The 21,278-nt window shown below is 63.8% G+C and carries 16 protein-coding genes; 11 read left to right on the top strand and 5 right to left on the bottom strand.

Annotated features, from left to right (window positions below; all coding sequences use genetic code 11):
* Positions 1 to 131: 131 nt before the first annotated feature.
* The 7 genes from FFY45_RS05520 (at position 132) to FFY45_RS05550 (ending at position 6,954) form a co-directional block, all read left to right on the top strand.
* A complete protein-coding gene (locus tag FFY45_RS05520) occupies positions 132 to 794 on the top strand; it encodes a hypothetical protein (RefSeq protein WP_176339687.1) in 663 nt (220 codons plus the stop codon).
* A gap of 314 nt (positions 795 to 1,108) precedes the next feature.
* On the top strand, positions 1,109 to 1,648 hold the full coding sequence (locus FFY45_RS05525; RefSeq protein WP_176339688.1) for a hypothetical protein: 540 nt from the start codon (positions 1,109 to 1,111) through the stop codon (positions 1,646 to 1,648).
* A 900-nt stretch (positions 1,649 to 2,548) separates the two neighbouring features.
* Positions 2,549 to 3,136: a hypothetical protein gene (locus FFY45_RS05530; RefSeq protein ID WP_176339689.1), complete on the top strand. Its 588-nt coding sequence runs from the start codon at positions 2,549 to 2,551 to the stop codon at positions 3,134 to 3,136.
* A complete protein-coding gene (locus FFY45_RS05535; RefSeq protein ID WP_006449488.1) occupies positions 3,133 to 3,333 on the top strand; it encodes a helix-turn-helix transcriptional regulator in 201 nt (66 codons plus the stop codon). Before FFY45_RS05530 ends, FFY45_RS05535 begins: the two co-directional genes overlap by 4 nt.
* A 60-nt stretch (positions 3,334 to 3,393) precedes the next feature.
* A complete protein-coding gene (locus tag FFY45_RS05540; protein ID WP_176339690.1) occupies positions 3,394 to 4,986 on the top strand; it encodes an alpha/beta fold hydrolase in 1,593 nt (530 codons plus the stop codon).
* Between the two features lie 31 nt (positions 4,987 to 5,017).
* Positions 5,018 to 5,764, top strand: a complete 747-nt coding sequence (locus FFY45_RS05545; protein ID WP_176339691.1) for an ABC transporter ATP-binding protein — start codon at positions 5,018 to 5,020, stop codon at positions 5,762 to 5,764.
* The gene (locus FFY45_RS05550; RefSeq protein ID WP_176339692.1) at positions 5,761 to 6,954 is read left to right on the top strand and encodes an ABC transporter permease; all 1,194 of its coding nucleotides are present in this window, start codon (positions 5,761 to 5,763) and stop codon (positions 6,952 to 6,954) included. The genes FFY45_RS05545 and FFY45_RS05550 overlap by 4 nt, the downstream gene beginning before the upstream one ends.
* 481 nt (positions 6,955 to 7,435) lie before the next feature.
* Here the strand turns inward: FFY45_RS05550 and FFY45_RS05555 are convergent, their stop codons facing one another.
* From FFY45_RS05555 to FFY45_RS05575, 5 genes are all read right to left on the bottom strand, one after another.
* Positions 7,436 to 8,455: an energy transducer TonB gene (locus FFY45_RS05555; protein ID WP_176339693.1), complete on the bottom strand. Its 1,020-nt coding sequence runs from the start codon at positions 8,453 to 8,455 to the stop codon at positions 7,436 to 7,438.
* A gap of 140 nt (positions 8,456 to 8,595) precedes the next feature.
* Positions 8,596 to 10,161: a tryptophan halogenase family protein gene (locus FFY45_RS05560; RefSeq protein WP_176339694.1), complete on the bottom strand. Its 1,566-nt coding sequence runs from the start codon at positions 10,159 to 10,161 to the stop codon at positions 8,596 to 8,598.
* A 12-nt stretch (positions 10,162 to 10,173) separates the two neighbouring features.
* Positions 10,174 to 11,187, bottom strand: a complete 1,014-nt coding sequence (locus FFY45_RS05565) for a cupin-like domain-containing protein (RefSeq protein WP_176339695.1) — start codon at positions 11,185 to 11,187, stop codon at positions 10,174 to 10,176.
* Positions 11,177 to 11,878 (bottom strand): SapC family protein, encoded by a 702-nt coding sequence (locus tag FFY45_RS05570; RefSeq protein ID WP_176339770.1) that lies wholly within the window; start codon positions 11,876 to 11,878, stop codon positions 11,177 to 11,179. Before FFY45_RS05570 ends, FFY45_RS05565 begins: the two co-directional genes overlap by 11 nt.
* A 178-nt stretch (positions 11,879 to 12,056) precedes the next feature.
* Positions 12,057 to 15,071, bottom strand: coding sequence for a TonB-dependent receptor (locus FFY45_RS05575; RefSeq protein ID WP_176339696.1), 3,015 nt, complete (start codon positions 15,069 to 15,071; stop codon positions 12,057 to 12,059).
* A 254-nt stretch (positions 15,072 to 15,325) separates the two neighbouring features.
* On the opposite strand from FFY45_RS05575, the gene FFY45_RS05580 reads away from it, so the two are divergent.
* The 4 genes from FFY45_RS05580 (at position 15,326) to FFY45_RS05595 (ending at position 21,155) form a co-directional block, all read left to right on the top strand.
* A complete protein-coding gene (locus FFY45_RS05580) occupies positions 15,326 to 16,015 on the top strand; it encodes a glutathione binding-like protein (protein ID WP_176339697.1) in 690 nt (229 codons plus the stop codon).
* Positions 16,016 to 16,339: 324 nt separating this feature from the next.
* The gene (locus FFY45_RS05585) at positions 16,340 to 18,568 is read left to right on the top strand and encodes a S9 family peptidase (protein WP_176339698.1); all 2,229 of its coding nucleotides are present in this window, start codon (positions 16,340 to 16,342) and stop codon (positions 18,566 to 18,568) included.
* A 243-nt stretch (positions 18,569 to 18,811) separates the two neighbouring features.
* Positions 18,812 to 19,279 (top strand): cytochrome c oxidase assembly factor Coa1 family protein, encoded by a 468-nt coding sequence (locus FFY45_RS05590; RefSeq protein ID WP_255171869.1) that lies wholly within the window; start codon positions 18,812 to 18,814, stop codon positions 19,277 to 19,279.
* 70 nt (positions 19,280 to 19,349) lie between these two features.
* Positions 19,350 to 21,155: a DUF885 domain-containing protein gene (locus tag FFY45_RS05595; RefSeq protein WP_176339699.1), complete on the top strand. Its 1,806-nt coding sequence runs from the start codon at positions 19,350 to 19,352 to the stop codon at positions 21,153 to 21,155.
* Positions 21,156 to 21,278: the final 123 nt, after the last annotated feature.

Genomic DNA, 21,278 nt, shown 5'->3' on the forward strand with positions numbered 1-21,278 from the left:
TGAGTCTCTCGGTCCTCGTCGCGCTTGTTCTGCTTCTCCCCGGCGCCGCCTTCGTTTTTGCGGTCACCCGACTACACAGTCCTACCGCACCTTCCACAGGGCTGGAGCAGCAGCTGAGCCTGAGCTTGGCTGTGGCCTTGATCGCCGCAATCCTTGCGCATGTCATGGGCCTGGGTGTACTGGAATTGCTTGCCCACGCTTGGCCCGCCACCCACAGGCCTAACTTGGTGGCGGTAATTCAGCTGTTGGGAGGGTTCAATACGCCAGCAGCAGCCCAAGCGCCCCGCGCCCTGGGTGACCATCCATTCTGCATCGGCGCCTACATATCCTTGCTCACCGTAGCCATGTGGTTCATCGGGAAGCGGGCCAATAAGGTCCTGCGAGATCGAGAACAAGCCGACTGGTTTCGCCTCCTTCGGCCGGCGGGCGTGGGCTTTGTGGTGCTGACAGCTGATTTCGTCATGGGCGGTGAGACGGTGCTCTACAAGGGGGTGGTCAAGGAATTTAGGATTGCAAAAACCGGCGAGCTTGAGCGTGTGGTGCTCAGAATTGCAGCTCGCAAGCCCTTGTCAGAAGCAAGTCAGCCCTCGCTAGAAGCCCGGCCACCTGTCGCGGACGATCCAGGCCAACTGGGGCTGTGGCCTGCTTCCGGCGGCGATGCATCAAATCAAGCGCTGGGCTATGGCTGGACCGAAATACCGGGTGAAGCCGTTGTGCTGCAGATGAAAGACGCCAAGACGGTGAATCTTGATTATTTCTGGACCAGCGATGGCGTCCCGCTTGAGGGGAATTGAGCCCAGTAACACGAAGCGCGGGCCAATCGAGCCCGTCGCCCGTGCTGCCAAACAGCGATAACGGCGCCTGGCTCTGAGAGCAGGCTGTCTGTCTGGGCGGCCTGCCGCTGCGTCACTTCCTCAAACAGGCTTTTAGGGTCTGGCCTGCTGCTTCCAGCACTTTGTCCTGGCCCTTGTAGGCATTCGCTGTCGAAAGCTACTGGAAAGCAAGTTCGACGGCCCTCACTGTCGAAAGACTGCGGGAACGTTTACGTTGAGATGCTCTGCTTGCAAAGCTTGAGCTCACCGACAACTAAAGATGCCATGAGGGTGAAATGATCAAAATTTCGAATGATGCTTGGGAGAACGAACTCGCAATTCGTTGTCTTCCTTCCGTTGAGCTACAGTTTTTTGCCTGGGCCCAACTCGTAGATCACAGGAAGATTGCTCGCTGCATCGACTTCAGCAAGCGGGACCGTAAGCTGTACATCCGTCGATCAACATGCTGGTCACTACCTCTCATTGGGAGAGGAGTGACGACTTTGGACATTGCTAGCGTTTCTCTCGCACCGAAACTACGTGGAAATGGATGGTTCAAAGGCTTCCTGGATCTGGCTGACCACGTTGTTCCTTGGGATGCAATCTTGGTGGAATGCGTTCACAACCGGCGACTAGGCTCCTATCTGCTCTCTGCGGATTTTATCGAAATAGGACAAGACAACTTCTACCGACCCACGAAGAGCTGGCGAGCGAAGCACTCTTGGGATGAAGCAAGTCGCAAGTTGGCGGCGACCGAAGCGCTGGCATCCAAACCGGTCTCGTTTCTCGAATTCGAAGAAGTAGTTGATGTGGATCATTGGGCTGTCCTGGCATGAGTAGAACGATGCGACGCGAAGAGGGGCCCGTTAGTAGGACGTAAGGGGGCTGTAATTGATTTCGTGTCGAATCGGTAGCTCTCTACCGATTCGGTCCGGTCTCAGCTATAAAAACGTTACGCACGTTGGTCGGCGGACGAGCATCCAGTCAAAATCCGCTCGAACCTGCGCGTGCAGTAGAGGTAAGAATGCGAAGCCGACGCACACGAGCCTGCCCTGATGTGCCTTGCAGGCTGAGAGATAGGATTGTTGGCCTAATCCGATTTCTTCACATGTCACGTCTAATCCATCAACAACCAACGTACATCGGAGCACTCAGATAGCGTCGTGCCGCCCGGGTTACGTCGAGTGGTCGCGTCCTGATAAGGGAGGCTGGCAATGGATTACCTGGGTCGGTTGCTTTCGGCTTGGTGGTTAGCCGGTAAGCAATGGCATCCAATCAGGCCCTACCACTCGTCTCAGTTCACCGAACATCGCCCGCCGAGTCGAGGCAGATGATTGTGCGACCGGCCGATGCCTTAAGCCCATCCAAATAGACGTCTCGGTAGGTACGAGCCCTCTGTCGAGTCCGAACTGGCGCTACTAGCCGTTTATGGGTGCCGCGCTAGCGTCTTATGGGTACCGAACTAGCGCCTTTTGGGTATTCCCACACTCGCCATCGTCGAGTCGGTGATCACGGCAATCCGCACACAGCCGCATGTGTAAAGGGTGCTTGACAGAAGGTCGCGCCCGGCGCATCGTGCCTGTCAAGTTGACTTGACAGGTGAAAGGGATGCATCAGCAGCATCGGCAATCGGATTGCGCACCGGCGTGGCCGGCGCAGCGGGGGATGCGTGGCAGTGCCGAGATGGAGAGCGTTGGCCTGTTATCGAGCGCAACAGTGCAGAAGAGGCGCAGCTCATGACCAGCTACAACCGCAACGCGCTGGTCGCGCTCTGCCTGGGGTTGGGCTTGATCGTAGTGGGTGCGCTTGGCCATTGGCGGCTGCTGCCACTGAGCGCTTACCTTGCCGGGTTGTGTGCAGGTGCGGGCGTGTCGTGCCTGTTGCTGGCGCTGCTGTTTTGGCTGTCGCGCGGCAGCATGCGCGACAGCACGCGTCCCGCATTGGCGCGGCGTTATCAGCGCGAATTCGGCGTGCCGATGATGTTGTACGTGGTGGTGATGCTGGTCTGGAAATACCTGCTGGCCCACGTGGACCCGAACTGGGCGCGCGTGCTGATCGCGTTGTTGCCCGCAGTGTTGGTGGCGTTGGTGATCCGCGCGGTGGCGCGCTACGTGCGCGACTCGGACGAGATGCAGCGACGGATCGAACTGGAGTCGATCGCCATTGCCGCCGGCCTGGTCAGCGGCGCGTATATGACCGGTGGGTTTCTGCAGGCCGCCGAGCTGATCGACATCCCCGCAACGGTGGCGATGCTGTGGGTGTTTCCGCTGTTGTGCGGAATTTACGGCATCACCAAAAGCATCAATGCACGACGTTTTCAATGAATAGCCGGGTGCGCGAGTTGCGCGAGGCCAGCGGTTGGTCGCAAGGCGAGCTGGGCGAACGGCTGGGCGTATCGCGGCAGACCATCAATGCGCTGGAGACCGGTAAGTACGATCCCAGTTTGCCGTTGGCGTTTCGCATCGCGCGTTTGTTCGGGGAATCGATCGAGCACGTCTTTCTGTTTGAAGACGGGCAGTAGTCGCAGCGGTCACACCCGACCGGCTGCGGCGTCAGGGGACAGGGAATACCAGGAGAGATGGTGAACATGGTGAAGCAACCCACAGTGGTAGCGGCATTGCTGATCGCGATGCTGGCTGCCGGATGTCAGCGTGCAGACAAACCTGCTGAAAACACACCGGCGAAAGATGCGACTGCTGCAACCAAGGCTGGCGCAACTGCACCCGGCAGCACGCAGCCACGTGCAGCAACCACGCAGACCGGCACGGCCGCAGCCAATCGCTACGGCACGCTGCAATTCTTCCCGTGCACGCTGAGTTCCGGCAGCGCGGCCGGCAATATCGAAGCGCAGTGCGCAAGCCTGCGCGTGCCGGAAAACCCGGCCGCACCGACAGGACGCAGGATCGACCTGAAGATTGCCTGGTTGGAAAGCGATGCAGGCGCAGGCAACAAGCCGGATCCGGTGTTCTTCATCGCCGGTGGGCCGGGGCAATCGGCGACCGAGGCTGCCGCCATCGCAGCGGCTGCGTTACGCGAGGTACGCAAAAATCGCGACATTTTTCTGGTCGATCAACGCGGCACCGGGGGATCTCACCCCCTGCGGTGCGAGACAGCCGATGGCAAGCCATTGCAGGCCGGCATGGCGTCCAGTCCGGAAGAATTGAAGGCCTATGCGCAGCAATGTGCGGAAGGCTTGCAACGCCATACCGACCCGCGGTACTACACCACTGCCGAAGCCATCGGCGATCTGGATGCCGTCAGAGCTGCCCTGGGTGCACCACGCATCGACCTGATCGGTGTGTCTTATGGAACGCGCGTGGCGCAGCACTATGCCAAACGCTATCCCGCACAAACGCGAACCATCGTGCTCGATGGCGTTGCGCCCAGCGATCTGGTGATCAGCGGTGAGTTCGCACGTACCTTCGAAGATGCTTTGATCCTGCAGTCCGAACAATGCCGTGCCATCGCGGCCTGTCGCGCGCGCTTTCCCACCGATGTGCGCACGCAGCTGCGTACCGTCATGGACCGGCTGAAGACCGAGTCGCCGGAAGTGGAGTATCGCGACCTGCGCACCAACGCCATCAAGCGCGATCGGGTGACTGCCGACGCGGTGATCGGTCTGGCCTTTACCTTCTCCTATGCACCACAAAGCGCTGCCCTGCTGCCGCTGGTGCTGGATGAAGCCGCGGCAGGTCGCTACGCGCCGTTGATGGCGTTGTCGCACATGGACATGCAGATCAACCAGCCCATGCAATGGTCGGTGGTGTGTGCCGAAGATGCCGACCGTTATCGGCCCGCACCCGAGCACCAGGCATTGCTGCTGGGCGAGGATGTCCCGCACAGCGTGTTTGCCGCGTGTCCGGTGTGGCCCAGCGGCAAGCGTGCCGCCGATTTCACCGCGCCGCTGCGTTCGCAGGTGCCGGCCTTGCTGTTGTCCGGTCAGCTGGATCCGGTCACGCCGCCACGCTACGCCGACACCGTGCTCAAGGGACTGCCCAATGGGCGGCATCTGGTTGCACCCGGCCAGGGACACAGCGTCATGGCGCTGGGCTGCATCCCCAAGCTGATGGCGCAGTTCATCGAAACCGCCAATGCCGGTGCGCTGGATGCGCGCTGCGTTGCCGATCTCAACAACGTGCCCGCGTTTACCTCGTTCAACGGATGGGAACCATGAGCCGCACCGACCACGCCACGGAGGCGCTCGCATGATCGTCGTCGACAACCTGCACAAATCGTTCAAGACCAAGACCGGGCTGGTGAAAGCCGTCGACGGGGTGAGTTTCAGCGCCGCCGATGGCCAGATCACCGGCCTGCTCGGGCCCAACGGCGCCGGCAAGACCACTACCTTGCGCATGCTCTATACGCTGATGTCGCCCGATCAGGGCAGCGTCAGCGTGGATGGCGTGGACGCCGCCCGCGACCCGGTCACGGTGCGCCGCGCACTTGGCGTGTTGCCGGATGCGCGTGGCGTCTACAAGCGGCTTACCGCGCGCGAGAACATCGCCTATTTCGGTGAGCTGCATGGCCTGTCGCGCACCCAGATCGCCGAGCGCACGCGGCTGCTGTCGGCCGCGTTGGACATGGACGATATTCTCGATCGTCAGACCGAAGGCTTCAGCCAGGGCCAGCGCACCAAGACCGCGATTGCGCGCGCGCTGGTGCACGACCCGCGCAACGTCATCCTGGACGAACCCACCAACGGACTGGACGTGATGACCACGCGCGCGATGCGCGGCTTTCTGCAGCAATTGCGTGCAGAGGGGCGCTGCGTGATTTTTTCCAGCCACATCATGCAGGAGGTGGCGGCGCTGTGCGATCGCATCGTCATCATCGCCAAGGGCACGGTGGTGGCCTGCGGCAGCGCCGACGAACTGCGCGCTGCCACCGGTGAAGACAATCTAGAAGACGCCTTCGTCAAGGCGATCGGCTCGGACGAGGGACTGCACGCATGAGCACCACATCGTTGTTGTCCACCTTGTGGACTGTGTTGCGCAAGGAATTGCGCGATATCGGCCGCGATCGTCGCACGCTGGCGTTGGCCTTGCTGCTGTCGCCATTGCTGTACCCGATCCTGATCCTGGGCATGGGCGCACTGAGCGAAAGTCGCGTGCGCACGCAGATCGACAAGCCGCTGGAGATCCCCACGCTCGGTCGCGAGAACGCGCCCAATTTGGTGCGTTTTCTGGCCGCGCAAGGACTCAATGCGGTCGCCGCGCCGGCCGATCTGACCGCTGCAATCCGCACCCAGGATGTGGATGTGGCGCTGCGCATCAGCGACAGCTACGCCGAGGATTGGCGTGCCGGCCGCCCGGCCTTGGTGGAGGTCATCAAGGACAGCACGCGGCGCGAGGCCGACGTGCCGAGCATGCGGCTGCAGGCCGCACTCAGCGCCTATAGCCAGCAGGTCGGTGCACTGCGCTTGCTGGCGCGCGGCATCGATGCACAGGTGGGCAGGCCACTGGAAATCGCAGCCCAGGACCTGGCCACCGCCGACGCCAAGCGTGGGCAGATGATGGCGATGCTGCTGCCGGTGCTGCTGGTGATCACCTCGTTTCTGGGCGGCGCCTCGCTGATTCTGGATGCCACCGCCGGCGAGCGCGAACGCCAGTCGCTGGAACCCTTGCTGGCCACACCGGCGCCACGCAGCGCGATTGTGAGCGGCAAGATCGCCGCTGCCTGCGTGATCGGCATGGTGTCGTTGTTGCTCACGCTGCTGGCGTTCAAGCTGAGTGCGCAGTTGTCCACCTCGAACCTGGGGCGCCAGCTCAATGTCGGTTTTTTGCCGATGTTGCAGATGCTCTTCATCCTGGTCCCGATGCTGTTCGTCGGCACCTCGCTGCTGACCTATCTGGCCGCTGCCGCCAAGAGCATGAAGGAAGCGCAGGCGCACATGACCTGGCTGCTGCTGCTGCCGATGCTGCCGGGCTATGCGCTGATGGCGTATCCGCTGAAGACGCAGTTGTGGCACTTCGCGGTGCCGTTTCTGGCGCAGAACCAGATGCTGCTGAAGGTGATACGCCATGAGCAGATCAACGCGCAGACCTGGGCGGTGTATCTGTTGGCTGGCTTCGGCGTAGCGGCGGTGTTGTGGTACGCGGCGGTGCGGCGGTATCACCAGGAGCGGTTGGCGATTTCTGGGTGATGTTCCTTCTCCCACCGGGAGAAGGTGGCGCGCAGCGCCGGATGAGGGTACGGATTGCTGGTGCGAATGCGCAGCTACGATTGTTGATTTGTGTGCAATGTGGCTGTTGTCTATCAAGTTCGTGATGTCCACTTCGCCGCCGTACCCTCACCCCAACCCCTCTCCCGACGGGAGAGGGGCTTTAATCCTTCTCCCCTCGGGAGAAGGTGCCCGAAGGGCGGATGAGGGTACGGATGACTAACCAACAAAAAGCCCGCATCGCTGCGGGCTTTTTATTTGGCGCCCGGCATTTGCCGGGAGTGCAGTGCATCGATCATCGGCAGCCATGAGCCATGAGCCATGAGCCATGAGCCAACAACCAACCAACCAACCAACCAACCAACCAACCAACCAACCACCAAGCAATCAACCACCAAGCAATCAAGCAACCAACGGACTCACTCAGCCGCATGCAGAACTACTCGATCGCCCAACGCCCCACTCAACCACCCGGGTTAAACGACAGCGTGCGCCGCGTGGTCACCGGTGCGGCCACCGGCTCGAAGCGCCAGCGCTTGACCGCGTTGAGGGCTTCGCGGTCGAACACCCGCGGCGGATTGGCGCGCAGCACGCGCGAGGCGGTGATCGAGCCGTCGGTGCCGACCGTGAGTTCCACCAGCACTTCGCCGGAGGTGCCGGCGCGCAGCGCTTCGGGTGGGTAGCGCGGTGCCGGGGTGCTGATCGGGCGCAGCGACTGCGCGCTCGGTGCAGCAGCGGCAGGCGCAGCAGCAGGTGCCGGGCGCGTGGCGGCCGGGGCCGGGGCCGGCGTCTCGGCCTGACGGCGCGCCGCGGCCTGGCGCTCGGCTTCGGCGCTCTGCTGACGCGCGGCTTCCTGTTGCGCGGCGATCTGCTGCGCAGCGGCCGCCTCGCGTGTCTGCTGCTCGGCCAGACGCTTCTGTTCGGCCGCCTGCTTGGCCTTGTCTTCGACCAGCTTCTTGGCTTGCTCGGCATCCTGCTCGGAGCGGCTGGCGGCGGTCTTCATGCCCGCTTCCAGGCCGGTCTTCAGGCGCGGCAGTGCCGGTGCCTTGGGGTCGACCTTTTCGATCAGCGCGATCAGGCGCTGCGCTTCGGGGAATTCTTCGCGGCTGATGCCCTGTTCGGCTGCGATCAGCGTGTACGGCATCAGATCGGTCAGCGCGCTGTTGACGGTGGCGTCCTGCGGCTGCTTCTCGCGCAGTGCCAGGTAGTACTCCACCGCGTTGTCGCCGGCCGGGGCGTACATGCGGTTGTCCTGCAGCGCCTTGGTGGCCGATGCGCGCAGCTGGTCGGCGGCCATCGACTTCACCTGCGGCGATACCGCCGTGGCTGGCGTGGGCGCGGCGGCCGGTGCCGCAGGCGTGGCGCCGGTGGCCGGCGCGGTGGTGGCGGCCTTGTCTTCCTGCTTGGAGCAAGCGGCCAGGCCAACCAGCAAAATGACTGGCGCGATCCGGCGTGCCATACGGCCCTGTGTCAGATCCAACATGCGTCCCCCTTACCCCGAGTGCGATAGATAATGTTGCTGCGGCGAGCGCCGGCCACTGTTCCCGCAATGGACGGCAAAGCGGCAATCTAGCATTGCTGGGGCGGTCTAAGCCAAGGGGTGCGCCGAGGTCGGGCGCAATGTCATGCCGCCGGGGTGGCGAGCACCGGAGTGGCAGGCAGCCGCGTAGCCGGCTCGGGCAATGGCGGAGCGGGGCAGTAGCGCCGCAGAAAGTCCGCATGCGCGGGCAGCCGTACCAATGCCGCATCGACCCGCGTGCGGATGTTCTCGAGAAAATGACTGAGTTCGGCATCGCCCATCAGGTCGGCCACCGGGTGGTGCTGCTTCGGCGTAATGCCCTGGCCCAGCATCACCTGCACCCACGAGTTCTCGGCAAACAGTTCGTTGGCCTGATGGAACACCCGGCCGCTCTGGCGGAACAGCTCCACCCGATGCCGCAGCGTGTCGGGGATCTGCATTGCCGCGCAGTCGCGCCAGAACGGCGTATCGCGGCGCTCGGTGACGTGGTAGTGCAGGATCACGAAATCGCGGATATGGGTGATTTCTTCGGCCGCCTGGCGGTTGTATTCGGCGATATCGCTATCGTTGATGACCTGCGGAAAGGTCTGCATCAAACGGATGATGCCGCGCTGGATCAGATGGATGTTGGTCGATTCCAACGGCTCCAGAAACCCGCTGGCTAGGCCCAGCGCCACGCAGTTCTTTTCCCACACCCGATGCCGCTGGTTCGGTGTGAAACGCAACGCGCGTGGCTGCGTCAGCGCGCGGCCAGTGAGATTGCGCTGCAAGACCTGCGCAGCGCTGTCCTGGTCCATGTAGCGGCTGGAATACACGATGCCGTTGCCCATCCGGTGCTGCAGCGGGATGCGCCACATCCAGCCGGCCTGATCGGCGCGCGAGCGGGTGTAGGGCACCGGAGCACCAACCGATTCGGTCTGCACCGCCAGCGCGCTGTCGGCGAACAACCAGTGCGACCAATCGTCCGCGCCCACGCCCAGCGTCTTGCCGATCAACAGGCCGGCAAAGCCGGTGCAATCCAGAAACAGATCGCCTTCCACCCGCGTGCCGTTTTCCAGCGTTAGCGCAGTGAGATAGCCGCTATGCGCGTCGGTCTCTACGTGACCGATGCGCCCTTCGATACGTTGCACGCCGAAGCCTTCGCTGAAGCGGCGCAGGAAGCGCGCGTACAGACCGGCATCCAGGTGATAGGCGTAATTCATGCCGCCGTTGGGCAGATGCGCAAAGCGGCCTTCCTGCGCGGCGCGCAGCTCAAGACAGTAGTCGCCGAAGTCGCGCGCCACGCCGCGCTGCCGGCCTTTCAACCAGAAATGCTGAAAGCCTGCGCTCCAGTGATCGGTACCGGTGTGGCCGAAGGAATGGATGTAGTGCCGGTCGACAGCGCGCCAATGCTCGAAGCCGATGCCGAGCTTGATGGTCGCCTGCGTAGCGGCCATGAACGCGGCCTCGTCGATCTCCAGCAGGCGGTGGAAGGTGACCAGGCTGGGGATAGTGGCTTCGCCAACGCCCACTGTGCCGATCTCGTCCGATTCCACCACGGTGATCTGCAATTGCCGGCCCAGCACTTTCGACAAGGCCGCAGCGGCCATCCAGCCGGCGGTACCACCACCGGCGATGACGACGCGGCGCACCGGGCGCTGTTGCGGATCGGAAGACGGGGTGTCGGGCATGGCGAGTGATCCTCAGCGATTCAGGCGTTGCAGCAAGCGCGCGCGCAGGCTGCGGGCACGGGTCTCGTCCATTGGTGCCAGCACCCCGCGCGCCGCCTCCGGTACATGCGCGGCGGTGTGCGTGTCGGCATCGAACACGTAATGCTCGAATACGTCCTGCCAGATCGCGCGTTGCTCCGCTGGCAGGTCACGGATGGTGAGTAGCGCCAGCATCAGCGCGTTCATCGGCGAATCCATGTAGGCCGGGCTCTGCCGCCACCAGAAATTCACCAGCACGTTGAAGGACTGCAGCGCTTCGATGTGATGCCACCACATGCTGGGAATGAACAACGCATCGCCCGGTCCCAACTCGGCCACCAATGCGTGTTCCAGCGCTTGCGCATAGCGTGGAAAACGCTGCAGATCCGGCGCGGCGATATCGACCAGGCTGACCGGCTGCCCGGCCGGGGTGAGGTCGAGCGGGCCGATGTAGAGATTGGCCAATTGCGTGGGCGGAAACAAGGTGAAGCGACGCCGCCCGGCGACCACGCAGGCCAGGTTGTCGGGCAGGTCCTGATGGGCGGCGATGCGGGTGCGGTTGCCGATCCAGATGCTGGCCAATGGTTCGCTCTGCGGCAGGGCGATCGGGTTGTGCGCGCGCAGGCCGGGCAGGTAGGTGTCCAGCGTGGTGGAGCCGACGTAGATCGCCGGTGGCTGCGCGTGATGCAGATCGCGCAGCAGGGTGTCCAGCACCACGGCCAGCGGCACGCGTTCGGGGCGGAAGTTGAAGCCACTCATGTCCGCGTTGTAGAAGAAGCGCCCACCGATCTCCGGCGGACCGACCTGCGCCACCACCGCTTCGCCGCGATCGAAACCGCGCAGGTACGCGGCCGCAGCATGCGCAGAGGTGGCGCCGGCCTGCGCCAGTGGCCAGTCGCGAACCAGCCCGCGCAATACCAACGGCGTGGTCGAGCGCAGCACGGCCGGGTCCAGCTGTTGCGGGTTCAGCCCGTGCAATTCTTCGATGGCGCGCGGCTCAGCCAGCATGGTGGCGCTGCATGCGGTCGAGTAGATGGCGGAACTGCGCGATCGAGGCCACCGCCATGTACAGCGGTTCCAGATCGCCGTGCCGGTGCAACGCGAGCAATGCCGCATCGTCGAGCGCGCGCAGGCGTTCTTCGTGCACCGCGTAGAGCCCTGCCAGGCGGCATTCCAGGCCGTTTTCCAGCGTGGCCTCGAACACGAACGGTTCCAGCAGATCGTAGCTGAGCAAGCGTGCGACGAAGGCCTCGCTCGCCGCCAGGCCATCATGCAAGGTGCGCAACACCTGGCTGATGCGGTCGAGAAACTCGCTGGTGCCGCCGTGTTCGCGAAACAGCAGCTCGCCGTCGGTGCGGCTGATGCGCGGGCTGTCCAGATCCACGTGCACCATCGGCCCGTCCGCTTGCTCGCCGATCAGGAATGGCTGGCGCTGAATCGCCAGCGGCACGTACGGCGCATCCCAGCGTGCACCGTCCAGAAACAGGTTTTCGCCCAGGCGCAGGCCCAGCAACGCCAGCGGCTGAAAACTGCGCTCGCCACTGCGATGGAACACGATCGGGTACTGCGCCTGCAGCTGGCGAAATTCCTGCGGAAACGTCGCAGCCGACATCACGTCATCGCCGAAGGCGGCGCCGTGCGTGGTGATCACGCGCAGATCGCGGTGATCGAGATTGTTCAACAACACGGCATTGGTCATGGGAGAAAGTGACACATCACGCGGGGCGCGTGGCCCATGCTTGGACAGTTGCTTCGGCGTGGCAAGTCCCGGATGCAACACATCCGGGAACCGCCAGGAGAGAGCCGTGCGAGACGCTCCGGCAGACTGGCTGCCGAGAGCGCTTAAAAGCGCATCACTGCATGACCAACGCGCGGGCTTACCAGAACTTGTAGCGCACGCCCAACATGTAGCGCGGGCCGGTCTGGGTGGCATAGACGATCTGGTTCGGGTGACGGCCATGCTGACGCTGCACTTCGTCGGTGAGGTTGATCGCCTCCAGGCTCAGCGACAGGTTCTCGGTCCATTGATACCCGATGCTCAGATCCAGCTGACCATAGGCTTCGGTATAGACCGGGTTGGGCTGGCCACTGCCGTCGAAGCGTGCGGCCAGGAACTCGTCGCGCCAGTTGTAGGCCGCACGCACCTGCCACTTATCCCGGTCGTAGAAGCCGACCACGTTGGCCGAATCGCTCAGGCCTTCCAGCGCGAACTGCTCGCCGATCACTGCGTTGTTGTAGGTCAGCCCGGAGTCGACCATGGTGTAGTTGGCCGACACGCCGAAGCCGCTGTCGCCGAACATGTGCTGCAGGTTGAATTCCCAGCCATCCAGCGACGCCGAGCGCTGGTTGGCCGGCGCGGTGATGGCGAAGTTGGCCACCGGGTCGCCGGGCTGCCCGCTGATCACGCCGGTGGCATTGCCGTTGGCATCGTCGGCTCCGCGCACCACGCCGGGCGCGCCGCCGCGGTTGCGGAAGATGTAGTTGCGGATACAGGTCAGGTCGGCCGAGGCGCAGCCGTTGCCCAGCGCTTCGTTCCAGTACGCACCGCCCACCGGGGTGTTCAATCCCAGCGAGGTGTCGTTGCGCGTGGTCACCCCGATGTAGTTGTCGATGTTCTTGCGGAAGAAGCCCACCGAGGCGTAGCTGGCATCGCTGTAGTACCACTCCAGCGAGAAATCGATGTTGTGCGAGAGCAGCGGCTTCAGGCCGGGGTTGCCTTCCTGGCCGGTGCCGCCTTCCAGGCGCGCGATCTGGTTGAGCGTCTGTCCGCCCTGGATGTCGCCCCAGCCGGGACGGCCGATGGTTTCGCCGTAGCTGCCGCGCAGCACCAGATCCTCGGTGAGCTTGAAGCTCAGGTCCAGGCTGGGCAGCCAGTATTCGTACTTGCCGCTGCCGCTGGCGAACGCAGAATCAGCCAGGCGGATCGGCAACTCGTTGTTGGCGACCCAGTCGATGCCCACCGCCACCGGCACCAGTGCCTGCGCGTCCACCTTGGTTTCTTCGTAACGCACACCGGCGGCCAGGCTGATCGGCACGCGCAGATCGTCCCAGCTGTTGTTCCACTGCAGGTAGGCGTTCTTGGACTTTTCGGTCACGCGGCGGTCGGTGGTGAACACCGGCGAGATGCGGTACAGCGCTTCATCGCCCGCCGCTTGCGCGGCGGCCTGACGGGCGCGCTCGAAGTCGAACAGGAACAGCTGGTTGAACTGCGCCGGATTGCCGCTGCCGTCGATCGCATCGAAATACTGCGCGAACGAACTCGGAATCCACAGATCGTCCGGATAATCGGCCGCGGTGCCGTTGCCGCCCCAGGTATCGCGCTGCACGTTGGAAAACGCCGAGCGGTTCTTGACCTCGGTGCTGCCGATACCGAACTTCAACTGCGAATAATTTTCGAAGGTGAAGTCGCCGTTGACCTGGGCCTGGTCGATCTCCGACTTCATGTAGCTGTTGCGGAATGCCGAGCCGGTGACCAAGGTGCGCGACGGATCCAGCCCGTTCAGGCCGAAGCCCAACTGCTGCTGCAACACCGGGAAATCCTTGCTGAAATCCACCACCGAGGTGCCGCGGTAAAAGCCCGAGACGCCCAGCGAATTGCTCGAGCCGTACGGGCTGTCCGCACCGGCTTCGGCGGTGGAGCGGTGGATGTCGAAGTTGAGCTTGAACTGATCGGTCACCGCCCAATCCACGTTGAAGCCCAGCGACTTGTTCTGGTTGCGCGTGGCCGCGTTGGAGCCGGCGGTGGCCAGATCGCTGGTGGCCGGGTTGACGAATTCGGAGTAGGTGATCGGGCCGGCCACCGGACCGTTGGTCCAGGCACTGGCCGAGGGGCCGTAGTTGAACCACACCGACATTTCGTTGCGCTGCTGCTGGATCTTGTTTTCCGAGTACGTGTAATCCAGCGTGGTGGTGATGTTGTCCAGCGGCTTGTACTGCAGCACCAGCTGCCCGTTGGTGCGTTGGCGTTCGACGCCAACCACGCGGTAGTTGAGGTTCTGCGGCACCGAATAGATGTCGTTCGGGCCGGGGCGGTTGACGATGTTCTCCGAGCCCGGCGCACCTGGCTGCGGGATGGTGCCGTAAGCGGTGGAGTCGCCACGGAACGAGCGCCAGCCGTTGGGTACGCCGACCTGGCTGTAGCCGAAGTCGCGTTCCTGGTAGCTGCCGCTGAGCGATACGCCGAAGCGTCCATCGGCCGAGGTGTTGCTGAAGATGCCGGAGATTTCCGGCGTCAGCGCATCGCCCTGCAGGCGGCCCGGCAGGTTCTCGTTGGACGCATCGTGCACGCCCTTCAGGCCCACGTTGGCATGCATGCCCGGGTTGTCCAGCGGCCGGGCGGTCTTGATGTTGATGGTGGCACCGATGCCGCCGGTGGGCGTGCTGGCGCGGCTGGTCTTGAACACCTCGATGCCGGAGATCGACTCGGACGCCAGGTTCGCGAAGTCGAACGCACGCGAGTTGGAGGCATTGGATTCTTCGATGCTGGCGCCAGGCATCTGCCGGCCGTTCAACAGCACCAGGTTGAAGTCCGGGCCGACGCCACGCACGGTCACGCGCGAGCCTTCGCCCAGCGAGCGGTCGATCGACACGCCGCTGATGCGCTGCAGCGACTCGGCCAGGTTGGTATCGGGGAACTTGCCGATGTCCTCGGCCACGATGCCGTCGACGATGCCTTGCGCATCGCGCTTGACGTTCATCGACGAAGTGAGGCTGCCGCGAATACCGCTGACCTGCACGGTATCGAGCGTGGCGGGGTCGGCCTGGCTGGAGCCGGGGACGGTCGAGGCCGACTGCGGCGCCGGCGCGGTTTGCGCAGCCAGCGGCGTCGACAATGCGAACAACAAGGCAGACGTCAAGCGCCGTGTGCGCGGCAGGGTGCGTAGCTCTCTCACGATGATTTCTTCCCCAAGCGAAAAAAAGCCGGCCCCAAGTCAGGACTGGCAAAGGTCGATGAAACAATCACGCATTTGTTAGCGCAGGCTTAACGAAGTCAATTTGCACTGCAGCATCGGTCGCGACCCAATCGCGTCACACATCGTTCCACTCGGCGCCACGGCGAGCGCACGCGCTGGTAGCGGGCTTGGTCGTACCATCGAACGCCACGGCACGCAGCTGCGTGCAAACCCTTTGCGAACTGGAGCACCCGATGATCGACCTGTACTACTGGCCCACCCCCAACGGCCACAAGGTCACCTTGTTCCTGGAAGAAGCCGGGCTGGACTACACGCTCAAGCCGGTCAACATCGGCAAAGGCGAACAGTTCGAACCGGCCTTCCTGCAGATCTCGCCCAATAACAAGATGCCGGCGATCGTCGACCAAGCACCGGCCGATGGCGGCCCCGCGCAGAGCGTGTTCGAATCCGGCGCGATCCTGCTGTACCTGGCCGAAAAAACCAGCCGCTTCCTGCCGCGCGATGCCCGCGGCCGCATCGCCGCACTGGAATGGCTGTTCTGGCAGATGGGCGGGCTGGGGCCGATGAGCGGCCAGATGGGCCACTTCAACGTCTATGCGCCGGAAAAGATTCCCTACGCGATCGAGCGCTACAACGCCGAAGTGCGCAGGTTGCACGGCGTGCTCGACAAGCGCCTGGCCGAGTACGCGTTCCTGGCCGGCCCCGAGTACGGCATCGCCGACATGGCCAGCTACCCCTGGATCGAGGTCTATGGCGACCTCAAGCCGGACTACGCCGCCTTCCCGCATCTCAAGCGCTGGCACGACGCCATCGCCGCGCGTCCGGCCACGCAGCGCGCCTATGCGCTCAAGGACCAGGTCAACCCAAACGCCGGCAAGCCGCTGGGCGAGGAAGAGCGCAAGCATTTGTTCGGCAAGCGCTGAAGGCGGCGATACGCGCAGTAGCGTTGCAGAACGCGCAGCCAATCAACACACGCATCTGCACAAAGCCCCTCACCCCTCGGGAGAGGGGTTGGGGTGAGGGTACGGCGTCGCCGGAGACTGACAGCGAACCCCCAATAGCGCTCCCTCGCCACGCGTAGCGACGCGTTAGTCCCCACCGCCCCCAGACATCTCACGATGCATGCACATCCCCGGCACCATCCATCCCCACGCGCACACGCCTGAGCGGCCAACGCCAGGATCGCCGCGCTTCTCAAATCCGTAGTACCCCCGCATCCTGTGCGCAGTCTTCAGACAGGATCTTCGATGCGTTCCCTGTTCGCCGCCCTTGCCCTCATGCTCAGCACGATCACCACCGCCCACGCCGAAAAACTCACCCTCGACGCCATCACCGGCCCGTTGCCGCTGTCCGGCCCGACGCTGATGAAACCCAAGGTCGCCCCCGATGGTTCGCGCGTGACCTTCCTGCGCGGCAAGGATAGCGACCGCAATCAGCTGGATCTGTGGGAGTACGACATCGCCAGCGGCCAGACCCGCCTGCTGGTCGATTCCAAGGTCGTATTGCCCGGCACCGAAGTCTTGAGCGATGTCGAAAAGGCCCGCCGCGAACGCCAACGCATCGCCGCCTTCGCCGGCATCGTCGATTACCAATGGGCGCCGGACGCGCACGCGTTGCTGTTCCCGCTAGGCGGCGAGTTGTACCTGTACGACCTGCACAAGATCGGCGCGGCGGCGGTGCGCAAACTCACCCACGGCGAAGGCTTCGCCACCGACGCCAAGCTCTCCCCCAAAGGCGGCTTTGTCAGCTTCGTGCGTGAACGCAATCTGTGGGTGATCGATCTGGCCAGCGGCAAACAGCTGCAGCTCACCCGCGATGGCAGCGAGACCATCGGCAATGGCGTGGCCGAGTTCGTCGCCGACGAAGAAATGGATCGCCACACCGGCTATTGGTGGGCGCCGGACGATTCGGCGATTGCCTTCGCGCGCATCGACGAATCCGGCGTACCGGTGCAGAAACGCCCGGAAGTCTATGCCGACCACACCGAGGTGATCGAACAGCGCTATCCGCAAGCAGGGCAACCGAATGTGGCCGTGCAACTGGGCGTGATCGCACCGCGTGCCAGTGCGACGCCACGCTGGATCGATCTGGGCAACAACTCCGATATCTATCTCGCCCGCGTGGACTGGCGCGACCCGCAACGGCTGACCTTCCAACGCCAATCGCGCGATCAGAAAACACTCGAGCTGATCGAAACCACGCTTGCCAGCGGCAAGCAGCGCGTGCTCATCACCGAGACCTCGCCAACCTGGGTGCCGCTCAACAACGACCTGCGTTTTCTCAAGGACGGCCGCTTTGTCTGGAACTCCGAGCGCAGCGGTTACGAGCATCTCTACATTGCCTCCGAAGACGGCGCCACGCTCACGCCGCTGACCTCCGGCGCCTGGGTGGTCGACGCACTGCTCGCCGTCGATGAGCACGCCGGCACGGTGTACTTTTCCGCAAGCAAGGAGTCTCCGACCCAGACCCACATCTACGCCGTGCTGCTGGCCGGCGGTGCGATCGAAAAACGTTCAAAAACCAACGGCACGCACGCAGCCAGTTTCGCCAGCAATGCCAGCGTCTATGTCGATAGCTGGTCCAACACCAGCACGCCGCCGCAGATCGAGCTGTTCCGCGCCAATGGCGAAAAAATTGCCACGCTGCTCAAGAACGATCTGGCCGATCCGCAGCACCCTTACGCCAAGTACCGCGACGCGCAGCGCCCGGTGGAATTCGGCACGCTCACCGCTGCCGATGGCAAGACTCCGCTGCAGTATCGCCTGATCAAGCCGGACAACTTCGACCCGGCCAAGCGCTATCCGGTGATGGTGTACGTGTATGGCGGCCCCGCCGCGCAGACGGTGCTCGATGCCTGGCCGAGCCGTGGCGATGCGTTGTTCGATCAATACCTGGCCCAGCGCGGCTATGTGGTGTTCTCGCTGGACAATCGCGGCACCCCGCGGCGCGGCCGCGACTTCGGTGGCGCGCTGTACGGCAAGCAGGGCACTGTTGAAGTGGACGACCAACTGCAGGGTGTGGCCTGGCTCAAGGCGCAGCGCTGGGTCGATCCCACACGCATCGGCGTGCAGGGCTGGTCCAACGGCGGTTACATGACCTTGATGCTGCTCGCCAAACACAGCGATGCGTATGCCTGCGGCGTGGCCGGCGCACCAGTCACCGATTGGGGGCTATACGACACGCACTACACCGAGCGTTACATGGACCTGCCGGCCGGCAACGCCGACGGCTACCGCCACGCACGCATCGCTACTCATCTGGACGGCCTGCGCGCCAAACTGCTGCTGATCCACGGCATGGCCGACGACAACGTGTTGTTCACCAATTCCACTGCGCTGATGAGCGACCTGCAGCAGCGCGGAACCGCCTTCGAACTGATGACCTATCCCGGCGCCAAGCACGGCCTGTCAGGCGCTACAGCCTTGCATCGTTACAAGACCGCAGAGGCCTTTATCCAGCGCTGCTTGATGCCGTAATCCAGACATCGGCTGGCTGCGCGGTTGCCGCAGCCAGCTCACTGAGGTCTTGGTGTTCATCGTGATCGATGCGGTGCGCTACACCTGTGGCCATCACACACAAGCGCCACCGCGTCGGCGCAACGTCTGCCGTTCTTCCGCCAGCGGTGCTGGGTCGGCATTCTTGTGCGACTGACAGGCACGCGTGGTTGCGGCCAGCTGCCCCCCCTCAACCGTTGCTCACCGCACTGCAAAGGACCTGCCATGTCACTCCCGCCACTGATTCCAGGGTCACCGCAACGCGGCGTGCGAGCACCCGAGTTCTGGAGCCGCAACTGGAAATGGATCGTGCCCGGCATCGGGCTGTCGCTGTTTCTGGTGTTGGCGCTGGTGGTCGGCGCGCTGGTCTACGTGATCACCGGGGCGGTGAAATCCAGCGATGTGTACTGCGGTGCGCTGCACATCGCGCGCTCCGATACACGGGTGATGCAAGCGCTGGGCACGCCGATCGACGAGGCTTTTCTGCCCGACGGCAGCGTCAGCTACGTCGGTCCACTAGGGGAAGCGCATTTCAGTGTTGGCCTGCACGGGCCGCGCGGGCAGGGCAGTGTGCAAGTGGACGCCACACGCAGGCACGGCCGCTGGACGTACCAGACGTTGACATTCGCCAGCGCACAGGCCGATCCGATCAGTCTGTTGCCCACCGCGCAACCGCCGCCTTGCCAGCCATGACCTAAGACGCATTGCCGCCACCGCCGCAGATGGGTAGGGTCGCGCTACTTCTCCCTGCAGATGCCTTTCCATGAAACCACTTGTCGTTGCTGTCGCGCTCGTTCTGGGCACCGCGTTGCCGGTGTCCCAAGCCCCGGCCCAGAGCCAGACGACCAAGGCCGCGCCGGCCCAACGCCCGACGCCGGCCTGGGTACAGACCAGCAACGGCTACGCACAGATCCTGCTCACTGCGCAGGCCCCGTTTCAGCCCGAATACGCCAGCTTCTTCGGCGTGCCTGGCTACGACGACCAGGTCATCGACCTGGGCCCGGACAATGCCGCGCGCTATCGCGATTCGATGAGCAAGGCGCGTGCCGCGTTGCAGGCCAAGCTGGCGACCGAGCGCGATGCCAACGTGCGCCAGGATCTGCAGATCATGATCGGCGCGGCCGAACAGAACATCCAAGGCAGCGAGCTCAACGAGCGCTACCTGTTGCCGTGGAACGACGCACCGCAGCTGGTCTTCAGTGGCCTCAACGGGTTGTTGTCCGACCAGACCGTGCCCGAGCGCCGCGCCAAGGCGCTGGACCGGCTCAAGCGTTACGTCGGCCTGGTGCCGGGCAGCACCCCGACCACTACGCTGGCCCGCCAGCGCTATGAAGAACAACTAGGCAACAAAGCCCTGCTGCAGCCAACCGAACGCGAAGTGGAGCAGGCGCTGGCGAACGTGGACACCTACGTCGCCGGCATCGGCGAGTTGTTCGCCAAGTACAAGATCGCCGGCGCCGACGAGGCGCTCAAGGCGATGTCCACCCAGTTGAAGGACTACGCCAACTGGACCCGCACCAACGTGCTGCCCAAGGCGCGCAAGGACACCCGCCTGCCCGAGCCGCTGTACGCGTTCCAGCTCAAGCAGGTCGGCATCGATATCGCCCCGCAGCAGTTGATCCAGCGCGCGCAGCTGGAATTCATGGAAACCCGCTCGGTCATGCAACAGCTCGCCCCGCTGGTGGCCAAGGCCAAGGGCGTGCAGGGCAGCGATTACGTGCAGGTGATCCGCGCGCTCAAGGGCAACACCATCGCCGACGACCAGCTGGAAACCCACTACCGCGGCGTGATCGACCAGATCGACCCGATCATCCGTCAGCAGCGCATCGTCGATGTGCCCAAGCGCCCGATGCAGATGCGCCTGGGCAGCGCCGCCGAAAGCGCTGCCCAACCGGCACCGCATTTCCTGCCCGCACCGCTGATCGGCAACACCGGCCAGCAGGGCCAGTTCGTGCTGCCACTGGGCAACCCGACCGCCGATGGCGCCAAGAAGGAGCAGTACGACGACTTCAACTTCGGCTCGGCTGCCTGGACGCTCAGCGCACATGAAGGCCGCCCTGGCCACGAACTGCAGTTCACCGCCATGGTCGAACGCGGCGTCTCGCTGGCGCGCAGCATGTTCGCGTTCAACTCGGTCAACGTCGAAGGCTGGGCGCTGTATGCCGAAGCCGAAATGGTGCCGTACGAACCACTCGACGGCCAGCTGATCGCCCTGCAGTTCCGCCTGCTGCGCGCCGCCCGCGCCATGCTCGACCCGATGCTCAACCTCGGCCTGATCGACCGCGAACGCGCCCGCCAGGTACTCGAAGACGACGTCGGCCTCTCGCCGGCCATGACCCGCCAGGAACTGGACCGCTACACCGTCCGCGCCCCCGGCCAGGCCGGCAGCTACTTCTACGGCTACACCCGCATCCTCGAACTGCGCATGCGCACCGAATTGGCACTAGGCAAGAAGTTCGACCGCCTGGCCTTCAACAACTTTCTGCTAGACCAAGGCCTGCTCCCGCCGGATCAGCTGGCGAAGGCGGTGGAGACGCAGTTTGTTCCTGCGCAGCAAGGCAAGCGCTAAGCGGTTCAACTCAGCGTAAGAAGATGCCGCGTGAAAAACATTAGGGCGCGATGGAGCTTGAATCAGCCAACCATCGCGCCCTGGCGTAATGCCTTCGCAGAAGCTTTCGAATCCTCGCGTAGA

The sequence above is a fragment of the Xanthomonas hortorum genome, from assembly GCF_011305375.1.
Taxonomy (GTDB): domain Bacteria; phylum Pseudomonadota; class Gammaproteobacteria; order Xanthomonadales; family Xanthomonadaceae; genus Xanthomonas; species Xanthomonas hortorum_E.